Source organism: Lyngbya aestuarii BL J (assembly GCF_000478195.2).
In the GTDB taxonomy this organism is placed as follows: domain Bacteria; phylum Cyanobacteriota; class Cyanobacteriia; order Cyanobacteriales; family Microcoleaceae; genus Capilliphycus; species Capilliphycus aestuarii.
Window position 1 is genome coordinate 54,224 of the sequence record NZ_AUZM01000013.1, and the last position, 13,611, is coordinate 67,834.

Annotated in this window: 12 protein-coding genes; 9 read left to right on the top strand and 3 right to left on the bottom strand. The window is 41.3% G+C overall.

All coding sequences use genetic code 11. The features are described from left to right. Positions 1-139 precede the first annotated feature (139 nt). The 6 genes from M595_RS07830 (at position 140) to M595_RS07855 (ending at position 8,230) form a co-directional block, all read left to right on the top strand. Positions 140-1,648, top strand: coding sequence for a UbiD family decarboxylase (locus tag M595_RS07830; RefSeq protein ID WP_023065610.1), 1,509 nt, complete (start codon positions 140-142; stop codon positions 1,646-1,648). Positions 1,649-2,101: 453 nt separating this feature from the next. Further along, positions 2,102-2,674: a transposase gene (locus M595_RS07835; protein ID WP_023065657.1), complete on the top strand. Its 573-nt coding sequence runs from the start codon at positions 2,102-2,104 to the stop codon at positions 2,672-2,674. A gap of 301 nt (positions 2,675-2,975) precedes the next feature. Continuing rightward, positions 2,976-4,388: a folate/biopterin family MFS transporter gene (locus M595_RS07840; protein WP_040483765.1), complete on the top strand. Its 1,413-nt coding sequence runs from the start codon at positions 2,976-2,978 to the stop codon at positions 4,386-4,388. A gap of 72 nt (positions 4,389-4,460) precedes the next feature. After that, complete coding sequence (locus tag M595_RS07845; protein WP_040483766.1) at positions 4,461-5,945, top strand: carotenoid oxygenase family protein; 1,485 nt, start codon at positions 4,461-4,463, stop codon at positions 5,943-5,945. A 227-nt stretch (positions 5,946-6,172) separates the two neighbouring features. Next, the gene (locus M595_RS07850) at positions 6,173-7,426 is read left to right on the top strand and encodes a glycosyltransferase family 2 protein (protein ID WP_052001724.1); all 1,254 of its coding nucleotides are present in this window, start codon (positions 6,173-6,175) and stop codon (positions 7,424-7,426) included. A gap of 24 nt (positions 7,427-7,450) precedes the next feature. Continuing rightward, positions 7,451-8,230 carry an ABC transporter permease gene (locus tag M595_RS07855; protein WP_023065581.1) on the top strand — a complete coding sequence of 260 codons (780 nt, stop codon included), beginning with the start codon at positions 7,451-7,453 and terminating at the stop codon, positions 8,228-8,230. Positions 8,231-8,248: 18 nt separating this feature from the next. Here M595_RS07855 and M595_RS07860 read toward each other — a convergent pair whose 3' ends face one another. After that, the gene (locus M595_RS07860; RefSeq protein WP_023065642.1) at positions 8,249-9,691 is read right to left on the bottom strand and encodes a CHASE3 domain-containing protein; all 1,443 of its coding nucleotides are present in this window, start codon (positions 9,689-9,691) and stop codon (positions 8,249-8,251) included. Between the two features lie 478 nt (positions 9,692-10,169). Between M595_RS07860 and M595_RS07865 the strand changes: the two genes are divergently transcribed. Further along, on the top strand, positions 10,170-10,766 hold the full coding sequence (locus M595_RS07865; RefSeq protein WP_023065640.1) for a Uma2 family endonuclease: 597 nt from the start codon (positions 10,170-10,172) through the stop codon (positions 10,764-10,766). Between the two features lie 200 nt (positions 10,767-10,966). Then, positions 10,967-11,254, top strand: coding sequence for a hypothetical protein (locus M595_RS07870; protein WP_152983545.1), 288 nt, complete (start codon positions 10,967-10,969; stop codon positions 11,252-11,254). An 87-nt stretch (positions 11,255-11,341) separates the two neighbouring features. Here the strand turns inward: M595_RS07870 and glyQ are convergent, their stop codons facing one another. Further along, positions 11,342-12,214, bottom strand: coding sequence for a glycine--tRNA ligase subunit alpha (gene glyQ, locus M595_RS07875; RefSeq protein WP_023065613.1), 873 nt, complete (start codon positions 12,212-12,214; stop codon positions 11,342-11,344). 128 nt (positions 12,215-12,342) lie between these two features. Between glyQ and M595_RS07880 the strand changes: the two genes are divergently transcribed. Then, positions 12,343-12,903 carry a Uma2 family endonuclease gene (locus M595_RS07880; RefSeq protein ID WP_023065611.1) on the top strand — a complete coding sequence of 187 codons (561 nt, stop codon included), beginning with the start codon at positions 12,343-12,345 and terminating at the stop codon, positions 12,901-12,903. An 11-nt stretch (positions 12,904-12,914) separates the two neighbouring features. Here M595_RS07880 and M595_RS07885 read toward each other — a convergent pair whose 3' ends face one another. Then, on the bottom strand, positions 12,915-13,523 hold the full coding sequence (locus M595_RS07885) for a pseudouridine synthase (protein ID WP_023065592.1): 609 nt from the start codon (positions 13,521-13,523) through the stop codon (positions 12,915-12,917). Positions 13,524-13,611: the final 88 nt, after the last annotated feature.

Consider the following 13,611-nt stretch of genomic DNA (forward strand, 5'->3'; position numbering starts at 1 on the left):
TATAATTAATAAGCTAAATTCTGTAACAATTATAGGGAAAAAGAAACAGTTAACGGAGAATTTAACCTCTTTCGTAACCAATTTTATCCGTTTATTCATTATAATAGATTAAACAGACGACCATCACTCTAGAAAAATAATGGCGAGAGATTTACGGGGATTCCTCAAACGGCTAGAAGAACGGGGGCAATTACGACGCATTAATGCTTTAGTTGACCCCGACTTAGAAATTGCAGAAATTTCCAACCGAATGTTACAATCCGGTGGCCCCGGTTTATTGTTTGAGAACGTCAAAGGGTCGCCTCATCCTGTCGCTATCAACTTACTCGGAACCGAACAACGAGTCTGTTTAGCGATGAACAGGTCAAACCCCCAAGAATTAGAAGAATTGGGAAAAAAACTCGGAATGCTACAACAACCCAAACCCCCGAAAAAAATCTCGCAAGCCGTAGATTTTGGTAAAGTATTATTTGATGTCGTTAAAGCCAAACCCAGCCGAAATTTCTTTCCCCCTTGTCAACAAGTCATCCTCGAAGGAGAAGACCTAGATTTAAACAAAATTCCGATGATTCGCCCCTATCCCAAAGATGCGGGTAAGATTATTACCTTGGGATTAGTGATTACAAAAGACTGTGAAACTGGAACTCCAAATGTGGGCGTTTATCGCTTACAATTGCAGTCAAAAAACACCATGACTGTGCATTGGTTATCGGTTCGGGGAGGGGCAAGACACCTGCGAAAAGCCGCAGAAAACGGCAAAAAACTAGAAATTGCGATCGCATTAGGCGTTGATCCGTTAATCATAATGGCGGCCGCTACACCCATTCCCGTTGATTTATCTGAATGGTTATTTGCCGGATTATATGGCGATTCAGGTGTACAACTTGCTAAGTGTAAAACCGTTGATTTAGAAGTTCCCGCCGACTCGGAATTTGTACTCGAAGGAACCATGACTCCCGGCGAAATGTTACCCGACGGGCCGTTTGGAGATCACATGGGATATTACGGGGGCGTTGAAGATTCGCCGTTAATTCGATTTCACTGCATGACCCACCGCAAAGACCCGATTTATTTAACCACATTTAGCGGTCGTCCCCCCAAAGAAGAAGCGATGATGGCGATTGCTTTAAACCGCATTTATACCCCAATTTTACGACAACAAGTTTCTGAAATTGTTGACTTTTTCTTACCCATGGAAGCGTTAAGTTATAAAGCAGCAATTATCTCCATTGATAAAGCATATCCCGGTCAAGCTAGGCGGGCAGCGTTGGCATTTTGGAGTGCATTACCCCAGTTTACTTATACCAAATTTGTAATTGTTGTGGATAAAACGATTAATATTCGTGATCCGCGTCAAGTCGTCTGGGCAATTTCGTCTAAAGTTGACCCCTCTCGGGATGTGTTTATTCTTCCCAATACGCCCTTTGATACCTTAGATTTTGCTAGCGAAAAAATTGGTTTAGGTGGACGGATGGGAATAGATGCAACCACCAAAATTCCTCCCGAAACCGACCATGAATGGGGCGAAGCATTGGAGTCTGATGTTGATGTCGCGGCGATGGTTTCTCGACGTTGGGCGGAATATGGGTTAGGAGATTTGAATTTAACCGAAGTTGACGCCAATAAATTCGGTTACGACATTCAATAATTCAATTTCCTATCGTTCAACTATTATCCCATACTGTTGGGCGTTGTCTGGGCGTTATCTGGGCGTTATCTGGGCGCAAACCTTGCGCCCCTACGGTTGGATTATCCAATACCAAATATCAATTAATATTATTCCTAATCTCTTGGAAAAATGTTAGATTGGGCGCTGTCTGGGCGTTGTCTGGGCGTTGTATGGGCGTTCTATTGGCATTCTCTGGGCATTCTCTGGGCGCAAACCTTGCGCCCCTACGGTTGGATTATCCAATAGCAAATATGAATCAATGTCATTCCTAATCTCTTGGAAAAATGTTAGATTGGGCGTTGTCTGGGCGTTGTCTGGGCGTTGTCTGGGCGATGTAGGGGCGCAAGGCTTGCGCCCTCCTGCTTAATATTATTCCTAATCTCTCGGAAAAATGTTAGATTGGGCGCTGTTGGACTATCCCCAATACCAAATATGAATCAATATCATTCCCAATATCATCGCCGTTCTATTCGTCTTCAGGGGTATGATTATTCTCAAGCTGGTTTTTATTTTATCACCTTATGTACTCGCGATCGCCAATGTTGGTTCGGCGAAATAAAAAACGGAAAAATGCACCTCAATTCTATTGGTTCTATTGTCGCTGAAGAATGGTTAAAATCTGCCGAAATCCGATCAGAAATTGAATTAGATGAATGGATTATTATGCCGAATCATTTTCACGCGATGGTGATTATTAAAACAGAAATTAAAAACGGTTTTGGCGAACAGTTAGAAAACAATCCCGGCACCAGAAAACCCCGATCTTTATCTACATTAATTTCAGGGTTTAAAGCCGGAGTAACAAAACGAATTAGTGAAATTCGTCAAGTTTCAGGCGTTTCGATTTGGCAGCGCAACTATTATGAACATATTATTCGAGATGAATTATCATTGTATAATATCCGAAAATATATCCTCGAAAATCCATTATCTTGGTCGGAAGATCCAGAAAACCCTCAAAAATATTCCCATTATCAAACGATTGAATTAGATTTACCCTTTTGATCGCTATCTATTTAACGTTTTTCAAAAATTGTAGGGGTGCTTCATCCTGCGCCCTCTGAGTTGCTTCACAGGAAAACTGCCAACCAAAAATGATCGGCAGCTCCGGATTACTCCAGATTATTTGTAGAATCCCGCATTCTTAGACTGCAAACGCCTTGATTTTGCTCCCCATTTCTGAGAAAACGACTAAAATACGCTCTCATTCAGCCATTGGAGAGAGGAGATTAACCCAATCGGCAGATAACAATACCCACTAGACCTGTGTTATAAGTATTTATATTTCTTAACCTTTTTTTACCAAATGCTTATATCTTCGACGAGGCTAGCCAATATCAAAGCCAATATCAAGAAGAATATATTTTTCGGTAAGAAGCCCACCCCAGAACTGATTGCAATTTTACTTGTATACTTCGTTCAGGGCATCTTAGGACTGGCGCGACTTGCTGTAAGCTTCTTTCTCAAAGACGACTTGGGAATGACGCCCGCAGAAGTCTCAGCAATGTTGGGAATCGTCGTCTTACCTTGGGTAATCAAACCTTTATTTGGCTTTCTTTCCGACGGTTTACCCCTATTTGGCTATCGTCGCCGACCTTATCTGATTTTATCAGGTTTTTTGGGTGCGATCGCCTGGATTGGGATGGCCACAGTCGTAGATAGTCCCCTAACCGCCACTCTCGTCATCACCCTGAGTTCGTTGTCTGTCGCCATCAGCGATGTGATTGTAGACTCATTAGTGGTTGAACGGGCGCGAAAAGAATCCCTGAGTGATGTCGGTTCCTTGCAATCTTTGTGTTGGGGAAGTTCAGCTTTAGGGGGATTAATTACGGCTTATCTCAGTGGTTTTTTATTAGAAATCGTCACCGTAAAAACCGTATTTTTAATAACTGCGAGTTTTCCTTTAATTGTTTGTGGTGTGGCGTGGCTAATCACAGAAGAAAAAGTGGGTGATCGCTCAAATCTAGATACCGTAAAACAACAAATCAGTCAACTCCGTCAGGCTGTTTCTCAAAAAACAATCTGGCTACCGATGGCTTTTTTATTCATCTGGCAAGCGACCCCAACAGCCGATTCAGCTTTCTTTTATTTCACCACAAACGAACTCGGATTTCAACCCGAATTTTTAGGGCGAGTTCGCCTGGTTACGAGTATCGCCTCTTTAGTGGGTGTATTGCTGTTTCAACGCTTTTTTAAAACCATTCCCTTTCGCAAAATCTTCACTTGGTCTACAATTTTATCAACAGTTTTGGGCATGACAATGTTGTTGCTTGTCACCCATGCTAACCGTGCATTAGGAATAGATGATCATTGGTTTAGTTTAGGTGATAGTCTAATTTTAACAGTCATGGGACAAATCGCCTATATGCCTGTTTTAGTATTAGCAGCGCGTTTGTGTCCGCCCGGAGTAGAAGCCACTTTATTTGCCTTGTTAATGTCGGTGTATAACCTAGCAGGACTCTTATCTCACGAATCTGGGGCATTGTTAACTCACCTATTAGGGGTAACAGAACATCAATTTGAAAACCTCTGGATACTGGTGATTATTACGAATATTTCCACATTGCTTCCCCTTCTTTTTCTTAACTGGTTGCCCAATCTTAGCGCAAAAGCAGAGGGAGAAGATTCTGATTCTAAAATGCCAATCTCTCAACGAACTGGACATCATCATGTGCCGGAATTTGTACCAGAATATGAGGGAATTGGGATTCGAGACTAAAGTTTAGATCACGAATTTTCAACCCAATTTTTGCATAGACTTTTATTACACTACTCACACTAAAAAAAGCAAATGACTAACCTACAAATGCCGAAACCTTTCGCGAATAAAGGATTATCCTACAATACCGAAGACTGGCAAAAAGGCTATCAATCTCAACCCCATGAATATGACTATCCGATAGAAGATATCGAAGGAAAAATCCCCCCCGAATTAGCAGGAACTCTGTATAGGAACGGCCCTGGTTTATTAGATATTAACGGTTATCCTGTTCATCATCCTTTTGATGGCGATGGGATGATTTCAGCGATTCAATTTTCCCAAGGTCGCGCCCATTATCGTAACCGTTATGTTAGAACTAAAGGATTTGTTGAAGAACAACTTGCCGGAAAACCCCTCTATAGAGGTGTATTTGGGACTCAAAAATCGGGCGGTTTGTTAGCAAATGCGTTTGATTTGCGTTTAAAAAATATTGCCAATACTCAAGTAATTTATTGGGGCGATAAACTGTTAGCCTTGTGGGAAGCAGCCGAACCTCATCAACTCCATCCCCAAACCTTAGAAACCATTGGAATTGATTATTTAGATGGAATTTTAGAACCTGGCGATGCGTTTTCAGCCCATCCTTGTATCGATCCCCATTGTGAGTTAGACGGGGGAGAACAATGTCTAGTGAACTTCTCCATTAAACCCGGACTTTCTACCACATTTACCATTTATGAACTGAGTCCCCAAGGCAAACTTTTACGCAAACACGCCCATTCAGTACCCGGATTTGCCTTTGTTCACGATTTCGCGATTACTCCCAATTATTGTATTTTCTTCCAAAATGCAGTAAGTTTTAATCCTTTACCCTTTCTTTTCGGCTTTTCTGGGGCGGGAGAATGTGTGGAATTTAAACCCAAACAACCGACTCGGATATTAGTCATTCCTCGCAATCAAAAAGAACAACCCGGAATTAAATGTTTTGAAACTCAATCAGGGTTTGTTTTCCATCACGCCAACGCCTACGAACAAGGGGATAAAATTTGTGTAGATTCAATTTGTTATCAATCCCTTCCCGGTGTTGATCCGCAAGCCGATTTTCACGATACAGATTTTACCGCATTAGATCCGGGGCAATTGTGGCATTTTGAGATTAATCTAAAAACAGGTAAAGTCGAACGTCAGCAAATAGACAACCGTTGTTGTGAGTTTCCCACCCTCCATCCCGAATGGGTTGGACGTCCCTATCGTTATGTCTACCTCGGCGCCGCCCATGATGCGGAGGGAAATGCACCGTTACAGGGAGTTCTCAAGCTAGACTTGCAAACGGGAGAACGTCAACTCTGGAGTGCAGCCCCTCACGGGTTTTCCGGCGAACCTGTGTTTGTTCCCCATCCCAACGGTGTTAATGAAGACGATGGCTGGCTCTTGACATTGGTGTATGATGCACGTTATCATCGCTCAGATATTGTGATTTTAGATGCAAAAGATATTAGTCAGGGGCCAGTTGCCCAATTGCATCTTAAGCATCACATTCCCTACGGTCTACACGGGACGTTTGCTCATATTTAAAGATTAAAGCTGTCTCCGCTACATCAGATTCCATGCCTTTTCCTAAACAGGAGGGCGTGGAATTTTAGTGAGTTTTGGGGTTGAGTGAGTTGTGAGTTGACTGCAAAAATAGATCTGGCCGATCTTCCTCGGTAATGCTACTGTGGAATCAAACTTCTACCTGAGATTGACTCAGGTCGGTATGGCGAGATTCTAGGACAACCTTACTCATCTACTCTTATTCAACAATGCCTCAAGAAGCGTCAACAGTGGCAATCCGGTTTAGTATCGTCATCACCACTTATAACCGCTTAAATTTGTTGAAACGGGCGATCGATTCCGCCTTAAAACAAACGGTTCCCTGTGAGGTGGTCATTGCTGATGATTGTTCCTCCGATGGGACTGAAGAATATGTCAAAAATTTGTGTCAATCTCAACTTCAACAGAGCGATCGCCGTCTAATTTACCATCGTAATGAGCGCAATAGTGGTCATTCCCAAACAATGAATATGGGGGTGAGTGTTGCATCGGGAGAGTGGATTAAACCTGTTGATGATGATGATTATCTCGCTCCAAATTGTATCGAAGAAATGGCACAGGCGATCGCAATTCATCACACGACAATCACCCCTGAAACAAACTCTAAAGCCGTGATTTGTTCGGCTCAAGCAGCACAGGTTGATCCCAACGGACGAGAACTTAGCCGCACTCGAATTATTGGGCCTGGAAAAGCATTTTATATTCCTCAATCAGACATTCATTATGGAATGTTACTCGAACAAGTTCCCTTTGGAACTCCGGTACAAGTTGCTTATCGCCGAGATGCCTTTCTTAAATCTGGAGGGTGGGATTCGAGTTTAGATGTGAATTTTGATGATATAGATTCTTGGATTAAAATTGCTCAGTTTGGAGATGCTATTTTTATTAATCGTTGTCTAGCTTACCGAACTGTTTGGCCGGGCGCTTATAATCAAAAGTTGTCTCTAGAAAAGCGACTGAGAACGAATATTTTAATTAAAGAAAAAATTTATCCTCTGATTCATCAAAAGCATCATCATCGGCTTCCTGACCTGGCACAAATTCGTAATTATTTGAGATTACATTGGGGCTTAGTTGCCTTGAAAGCAGCGAAAATCAATCCAGCATTTAAGATGGCTTCTTCTGCTGTTTTATCACAGAAAGCTTGGAAAATTTTGTTGTTATCAATGGCAACTCGCAATCAACCCAAACTCTCAGAAGTCAGTTTTTCGGAGTTAGAAAATAATAGGTCTACAGTTCATCCAGATGTAGAAGCCGACATTCATAATCCTCAGCAGCTTAAAACCTATCTCAAACTTCGGAGTGGTTTAACAGCCGTGCAACGAGGAAAGCTCAATAAAGCCTATAAAAACTTATTTCCATCTTTATTCTCTCCCGCCAATTTCAAGGTTTTTATGAACCTCTTAATTTTAGAAAACTCTAAAGACATCGTTACCATTCAGAAACATATTTTGATTCAGTAATATCACTCAAGATTAGCTTTAAAAATGTGGAAAACTGCCAAAACTTTACTCACGACTTATTATGCCTATATGTTAGAGTATCGGGCTGAACTCTTTTTATGGGTATTATCAGGTTCATTACCTTTTATTGTCATGGGAATTTGGGTCAAAGCGGCTCAATCTCAGGAACTCGCCCTAGAACCGGTTCAGTTTGCGCGTTATTTTCTTGCTGCTTTTTTAGTTCGACAATCGAATGTAGTTTGGGTGATTTGGGATTTTGAGCGAGAAGTCATTCAAGGGAAACTTTCACCGCGATTACTTCAACCCATCGATCCCGTTTGGCATCATTTTTTCTCGCATATCGCCGAACGATTTGCCCGATTTCCCTTTATTATCGGACTGATATTACTATTTTTTACCCTCTATCCCCAAGCCTTTTGGCTACCGAGTTTGGGTACCACTTTAATCTTTCTTTTAATTCTTTTAGTTGCTTTTTGCTTACGATTTTTAATTCAATATACCTTAGCCTTAGCTGCATTTTGGACTGAACGAGCATCCGCCTTAGAGGAACTCTGGTTTTTACCCTATTTGTTCCTATCTGGAGTCATCGCCCCTTTAGAAATGTTTCCCCCAACCCTGCGAGAAATTGTTCTGTGGACACCGTTTCCCTACTTAGTCAATTTTCCAGCTTCGGTGTTAGTGGGACTACCAACCAACATTGGGCGAGGGTTAATAGTAATGTTAGGTTGGGGGATTGTAATATTTATCTTGAATCGTTGGTTATGGCGAAAAGGATTAAGACAATACTCAGGAATGGGTGCTTGATGGCGATGAGTTTCAGACTCAAACAATCGTTTTAAGTTGCTCGGCAACCTGCTTTAAATTTTCAGTTCCAATTCGAGTTTGACGAATACCCAGTGCAGTTTCTTTCGCTCCTTGATTAATACTTTCCATTGCTTCTACGACTTGTTTAATAGCGATGACTTCCTGTTGAACATTGAGAGAAATTTGTTGATTGTACATCACAACTGTATTAATCGTATCCGTAATACCGACAAAGGCTTGAGTTGTATTTTGGGTCATGCTCATACTCCAGTTTACTGTTTTTTTACCTTCATCTGCTGCCATTACTGTAGAACGAATTGAATTTTGAATCTCATCAACCAAAGTATTAATTTCTTCAGTGGATTTTTTACTTTTATCTGCTAATTTTTGAATTTCTGAAGCAACAATCGAAAAACCTCGACCCTGTTCTCCTGCTCTAACTGCTTCTACCGCAGCATTGAGTGCTAACATATTAGTTTGACTCGCCAAGTTACTAACAATCAGAGAAATATTACCAATTTGATTGGTTCTTTCACTCAATCTAGTAATTTTGTCTGCAATTTCTTTAACGCTTTGTGTTACTTGATCCATACCTTCTAATGTTTGGGAAACGGTACGATTTCCATTTTCTGCTGCTTGAAGGGCAAGTTGTGCCTGATCAGATGCCGCATCTGCTTGTTCGGCAGATTGACGTGAAGATGCCTCTAATTCATCCATTGTTGTCGTGGTTGTATTAACCGAAGCCGCTTGTCCTAAAGCCGTGCGTTCTTGTTGTTCAATAGCTGTAGCAATCTCATGAGCGGAAATTGCAATTGTATTGGCAACGGTATTAATCGGTTGAATTGCGAGTTTATTAATCAAAAGCAAGACGAGGAGACCGACGATAAAAATAGTGATTAATCCTATCCAAGAGACTAAATTTACTAATTGATAATCGAGTTGAGTCCGTTCTTGTCTTTGGCTGAGAAGATCACTTTCAACTGCAATCATCTCCGCTAATTTTATCCGAATATTATCCATAATTTGTTTACCTTGACTGGAAAGCACAATATTTAAAACTATTTCATCTTGTCCGGCTTTCTTTAAATTAATCGTCTGTTGCAGTTCCGCGAGTTTTTCTTGAGCTAATTCTTCAAGTTTAGCCAGTCTTTCAAGTTGTTCAGGATTATCTGAGATTTCGTCACTGAGCTGATCAAAGTCATCATCTAAATTCTGTTCGGTCTGATTATAGGGTTCGAGAAATTCATCCTCTCCTGTAATAATAAAACCTCGTTGTCCGGTTTCAGCATCAACTAAACTTTTTTCTAAACCTCTTAACATCGATTGCACTTGATAAGTATGAGCAACCCAGTCTGAAGACTCTTTTAAAGTTGAGGTACTATTCAGTGTAATTAAGCTACTCAGACTCACGATTAAAATAATAACTCCAAATCCTAACGGTAAAATTTGTTTGATATTCATGGTTTTTGCTGTTTTCACTTCTATGATTCTCGAATAAAGTGATTATATAAACAGTCCTATCTCAGTTGTAGTCAATTAGTGATCTTAAAAGGCAAAAGGGAACAAGCAACGGGAGTCGGACTCTTGATCGAGTAAGGTCGTCTCGAAGCCGTTATAGAACTCTTTCTATAGTAACTCTCCTAAGAACGACTCTAAAATCTGATGACTTGAGGGAAACGTGACTTGTCGTCAAACCTCCAAATACATAGTAAACTTCCTCCAACTTCTGCGGAAACACTATGCAATCAGAAAAGTAGTTATCCTTTCATTCCTCAAAAAGTTTATGCTTAGATTTTACCCGAAGAACAAAATCTAGCCTATTATTATCTATAGCGACTCTTTTATTTTCTATCAATGCGATCGCTCTGAGTAAAGATGAAGATATCCCACAAGCCTTAATTTTTACTTGTCCAAAACTCTATTTAGGAATACTAAAACGATGATTGCTGTTTTTGAGCATCACTCTCTAACTCCAGAAGAATACCTCAAACTCGAAACTCAAAGCCCCATCAAACACGAATACATTGATGGAGAAGTCTACGCAATGGCGGGAACCACTGACACCCATAACACGATTGCTTTAAACCTCGCAACCTTGATTCGCAGTCATCTACGGGGAACAAACTGTCGTGTTTATTTTGCCGATATCAAAGCCCGTCTCGAAGAATGCAACTGTTTCTATTATCCCGATCTTCTGGTCACTTGTGACGCCCGAGATCAAGAAACTTCGACTTATAAACGCTTTCCTAAATTAATTGTTGAAGTGCTTTCTGCGAGTACCGAAGGTTTTGATAGAGGCGACAAATTCAACGACTACCAAACCTTAGACTGTTTGGAAGAATATGTTTTAGTAAATACCAAACATCAACGAGTAGAAATTTTTCAACGCCACGAACAAGGGGGATGGATTTTTAAAACCTATACCCCCACCGAAGGAACTTTTCCACTCCAAAGTTTGAATTTAACCGTGTCCTTGGCTGATCTCTATGAAGATGTCACTCTAGAGAGTCATTCTACGGAAACTCCAGAAGCCTAAATCGGCTTGAGAACTGAGTAATATTTATGACTGTGATGGGGGGAACTTTCTTCTCAGGATAGAGGTCTATTTTGTGATCTGACGGTCAAAATTGCATAAGCGTCAAAATGTAAGCCATATGTACTTTTGACAGATGCAAGTTGATCTGCGCCCTCTGTACATTGATGAATGTCAATTCATCTCAACCCCATACCTGTCTAATGAGTAAAGTGTTTGCCGAATCTATTCTACCAGAGTGCCAAACTCTTGAATCCTGGGTTGCTCAAGAAATTGAACTTCAACTGAGAACCCTTCCGGGCGAGATTACCCAATCTATTGATAAAAACCAGGCGATCGCTTACGTTCTCAAATTTCTTCCGCCCATAGGGAAAAAGACTGAAAGTGGTTGGCATTGGCCGCCTGAAAAAATGGGTAAAATGTTGCAAGAGTTGATTACAGATGCAGCAACATTATCTTTAATTCGTTTAGTGTCTAGTCATCGAGCTTAGAACTTAATTTTGAGAATGAGATCAAATTCATGGCTAAAAACAAGGGGCGCAAAATCCGCGCCCTAAACTCTATTTTTATTGTGTAAATTAAACAGATTTTTGCAAAGGAAATCCTAAAGTTTCTCGTTGTTCTAAATACCGCCCAGCGACTCGTCGAGCTAAATTGCGAATTCTGCCAATATAACGAGTGCGTTCGGTCACAGCAATCACCCCCCTGGCATCCAAGAGGTTAAAGCTGTGAGAACATTTCAATACATAATCTAAACTCGGCAAAACTAATCCTTTGTCGATTAATTGTTGGGCTTCTTGTTCATACAAACTAAAGAGAGTAAACAGTAACTCAGGATTCGAGGCTTCAAAATTGTAGGTACAATGTTCGACTTCTCCCTGAAGATAAATATCCCCATAATTAATCGTATCTGTCCAGGCAATTTTCGTCATGGCATCGACGTCTTGAAGATACATCGCCAATCTTTCCAGTCCGTAGGTAATTTCAATAGAAACAGGACGACAATCGATTCCGCCACATTGTTGAAAATAGGTAAATTGGGTAATTTCCATTCCATCTAACCAGACTTCCCAACCGACTCCCCAGGCGCCTAAGGTGGGAGATTCCCAGTTATCTTCAACAAACCGCACATCATGATCTTCAGGTTGAATTCCCAGCGATCGCAGGGAGTCGAGATAAACCTCTTGAATGTTATCAGGAGAAGGTTTAATCAAGACTTGGTATTGATAATAATGTTGAAAACGGTTCGGATTTTCGCCATAACGTCCATCAGTGGGACGGCGACAGGGTTCGATGTAGGCGACAGACCAGGGTTCAGGGCCGATCGCCCGTAGAAAGGTATGAGGACTCATGGTTCCCGCCCCTTTTTCGGTGTCGTAGGGTTGGGCGATTAAACAGCCGCGATCGCTCCAAAATTGATGTAAAGTGGCAATGACGGATTGAAAGTTCACAGGATTAACTCAAGTTTAATGGTTTTTCTTTTCAATATGATAAGGGATGGGTTGAAGATTTTTGCTGCTTCGTCGTCTTTTCTGTTTCGCTAAAATGAGACTAATTTGTGGGTTCGGAGTTTAAATAAATGACTGTTCAAACACAGAACCGCCTAACACTGGAAGAATTTTTAGCTTTACCTCAAGATGATATCACCTATGAGTTCGTTGACGGAGAAGCTCTAGCTAAAATGTCACCGAAATATTTTCATTCCTCACTCACAGGTCTTTTATTTATTTTACTTCAACAGGGTCATCAAAATCGAGGTCGAGTCGGGATTGAGTGGTCAGTGAAGTTGAAACGTGGGGAAAAAGACTGGGTTCCGGTGCCGGATTTACTGTATATTTCCTACGATCGCTTAAATGCGGATTGGATAGAGAATGTTGCTTGTCCAGTTCCACCGGAATTAGCGATTGAAATTATTTCGCCCGAACAAAGTTTTGGGAGGATGAGCGAGAAAGCGGTTGATTATATTAAAGCGGGAGTTTTAAGAGTTTGGATAATTGATCCCCAAGATCAAAGTATTACGATTTTTTATCCCGATGCACCCCCGGAAATCAAGCGAGGAACTGCACCGATTGTTGACTCAATTTTGGAAGGCTTAGAACTGATCCCCGAACAACTTTTTCAACAAGCAGGTATTCCTTAACCTGTAATTTGTTATTTTTTTGGAGGGGAAACGTCGGTTAACTGATACAAATTCTGCACTTCAATTGAACTTAAGTCTCGCCATTGACCGGGTTTTAATCCGTCTAAACGGAAATCAGCGATCGCCACTCGAACTAACCTCAAAGTTGGAAATCCCACGGCTGCGGTCATTCGACGTACTTGACGATTGCGACCTTCGGTGAGGGTAATTTCTAGCCAAGCGGTGGGAACAGTTTTGCGAAAACGAATGGGCGGATCACGAGGAGGTAAAGCGGGTTCAGTGGGGAGTAACTGCACTTGAGCGCTGCGAGTTTGATAGTCTTTGATTTTCACACCAAATCGCAGAGTATTCAAGGCGGTTTCATCCGGTATGTGTTCCACCTGAACCCAGTAAGTTCGAGGGTGACTAAATTTGCGATGACTCAAACGATGTTGAATTTTGCCTTGATTAGTGAGAAGCAATAATCCTTCACTATCGCGGTCTAATCGTCCGACGGGATAAACCCCAGGAATCGAGATAAAATCTTTGAGGGTTTTCCGGCGGGGGGTTGTCGGATCGTTATCGGTAAATTGGCATAAAACGTCATAAGGTTTATAAAACAAAATATATTGAGCAGGCATATTCTTCAAAAGATAATGAGCAGGAAAGCGAGAATCGATTGCACTGGAGTGGACGAAATGTGATCTGTCCTTAAAATCACTGGTTTTG

Bases quoted from the DNA above. Each gene is read 5' to 3' on its own strand.
- M595_RS07865 (WP_023065640.1), top strand. From the start codon at position 10,170: ATGATTGCTGTTTTTGAGCATCACTCTCTAACTCCAGAAGAATACCTC.
- M595_RS07845 (WP_040483766.1), top strand. From the start codon at position 4,461: ATGACTAACCTACAAATGCCGAAACCTTTCGCGAATAAAGGATTATCC.
- M595_RS07855 (WP_023065581.1), top strand. From the start codon at position 7,451: ATGTGGAAAACTGCCAAAACTTTACTCACGACTTATTATGCCTATATG.
- M595_RS07860 (WP_023065642.1), bottom strand. From the start codon at position 9,691: ATGAATATCAAACAAATTTTACCGTTAGGATTTGGAGTTATTATTTTA.
- M595_RS07880 (WP_023065611.1), top strand. From the start codon at position 12,343: ATGACTGTTCAAACACAGAACCGCCTAACACTGGAAGAATTTTTAGCT.
- M595_RS07885 (WP_023065592.1), bottom strand. From the start codon at position 13,523: ATGCCTGCTCAATATATTTTGTTTTATAAACCTTATGACGTTTTATGC.
- M595_RS07840 (WP_040483765.1), top strand. From the start codon at position 2,976: ATGCTTATATCTTCGACGAGGCTAGCCAATATCAAAGCCAATATCAAG.
- M595_RS07830 (WP_023065610.1), top strand. From the start codon at position 140: ATGGCGAGAGATTTACGGGGATTCCTCAAACGGCTAGAAGAACGGGGG.
- M595_RS07870 (WP_152983545.1), top strand. From the start codon at position 10,967: ATGAGTAAAGTGTTTGCCGAATCTATTCTACCAGAGTGCCAAACTCTT.
- M595_RS07835 (WP_023065657.1), top strand. From the start codon at position 2,102: ATGAATCAATATCATTCCCAATATCATCGCCGTTCTATTCGTCTTCAG.
- M595_RS07850 (WP_052001724.1), top strand. From the start codon at position 6,173: ATGCCTCAAGAAGCGTCAACAGTGGCAATCCGGTTTAGTATCGTCATC.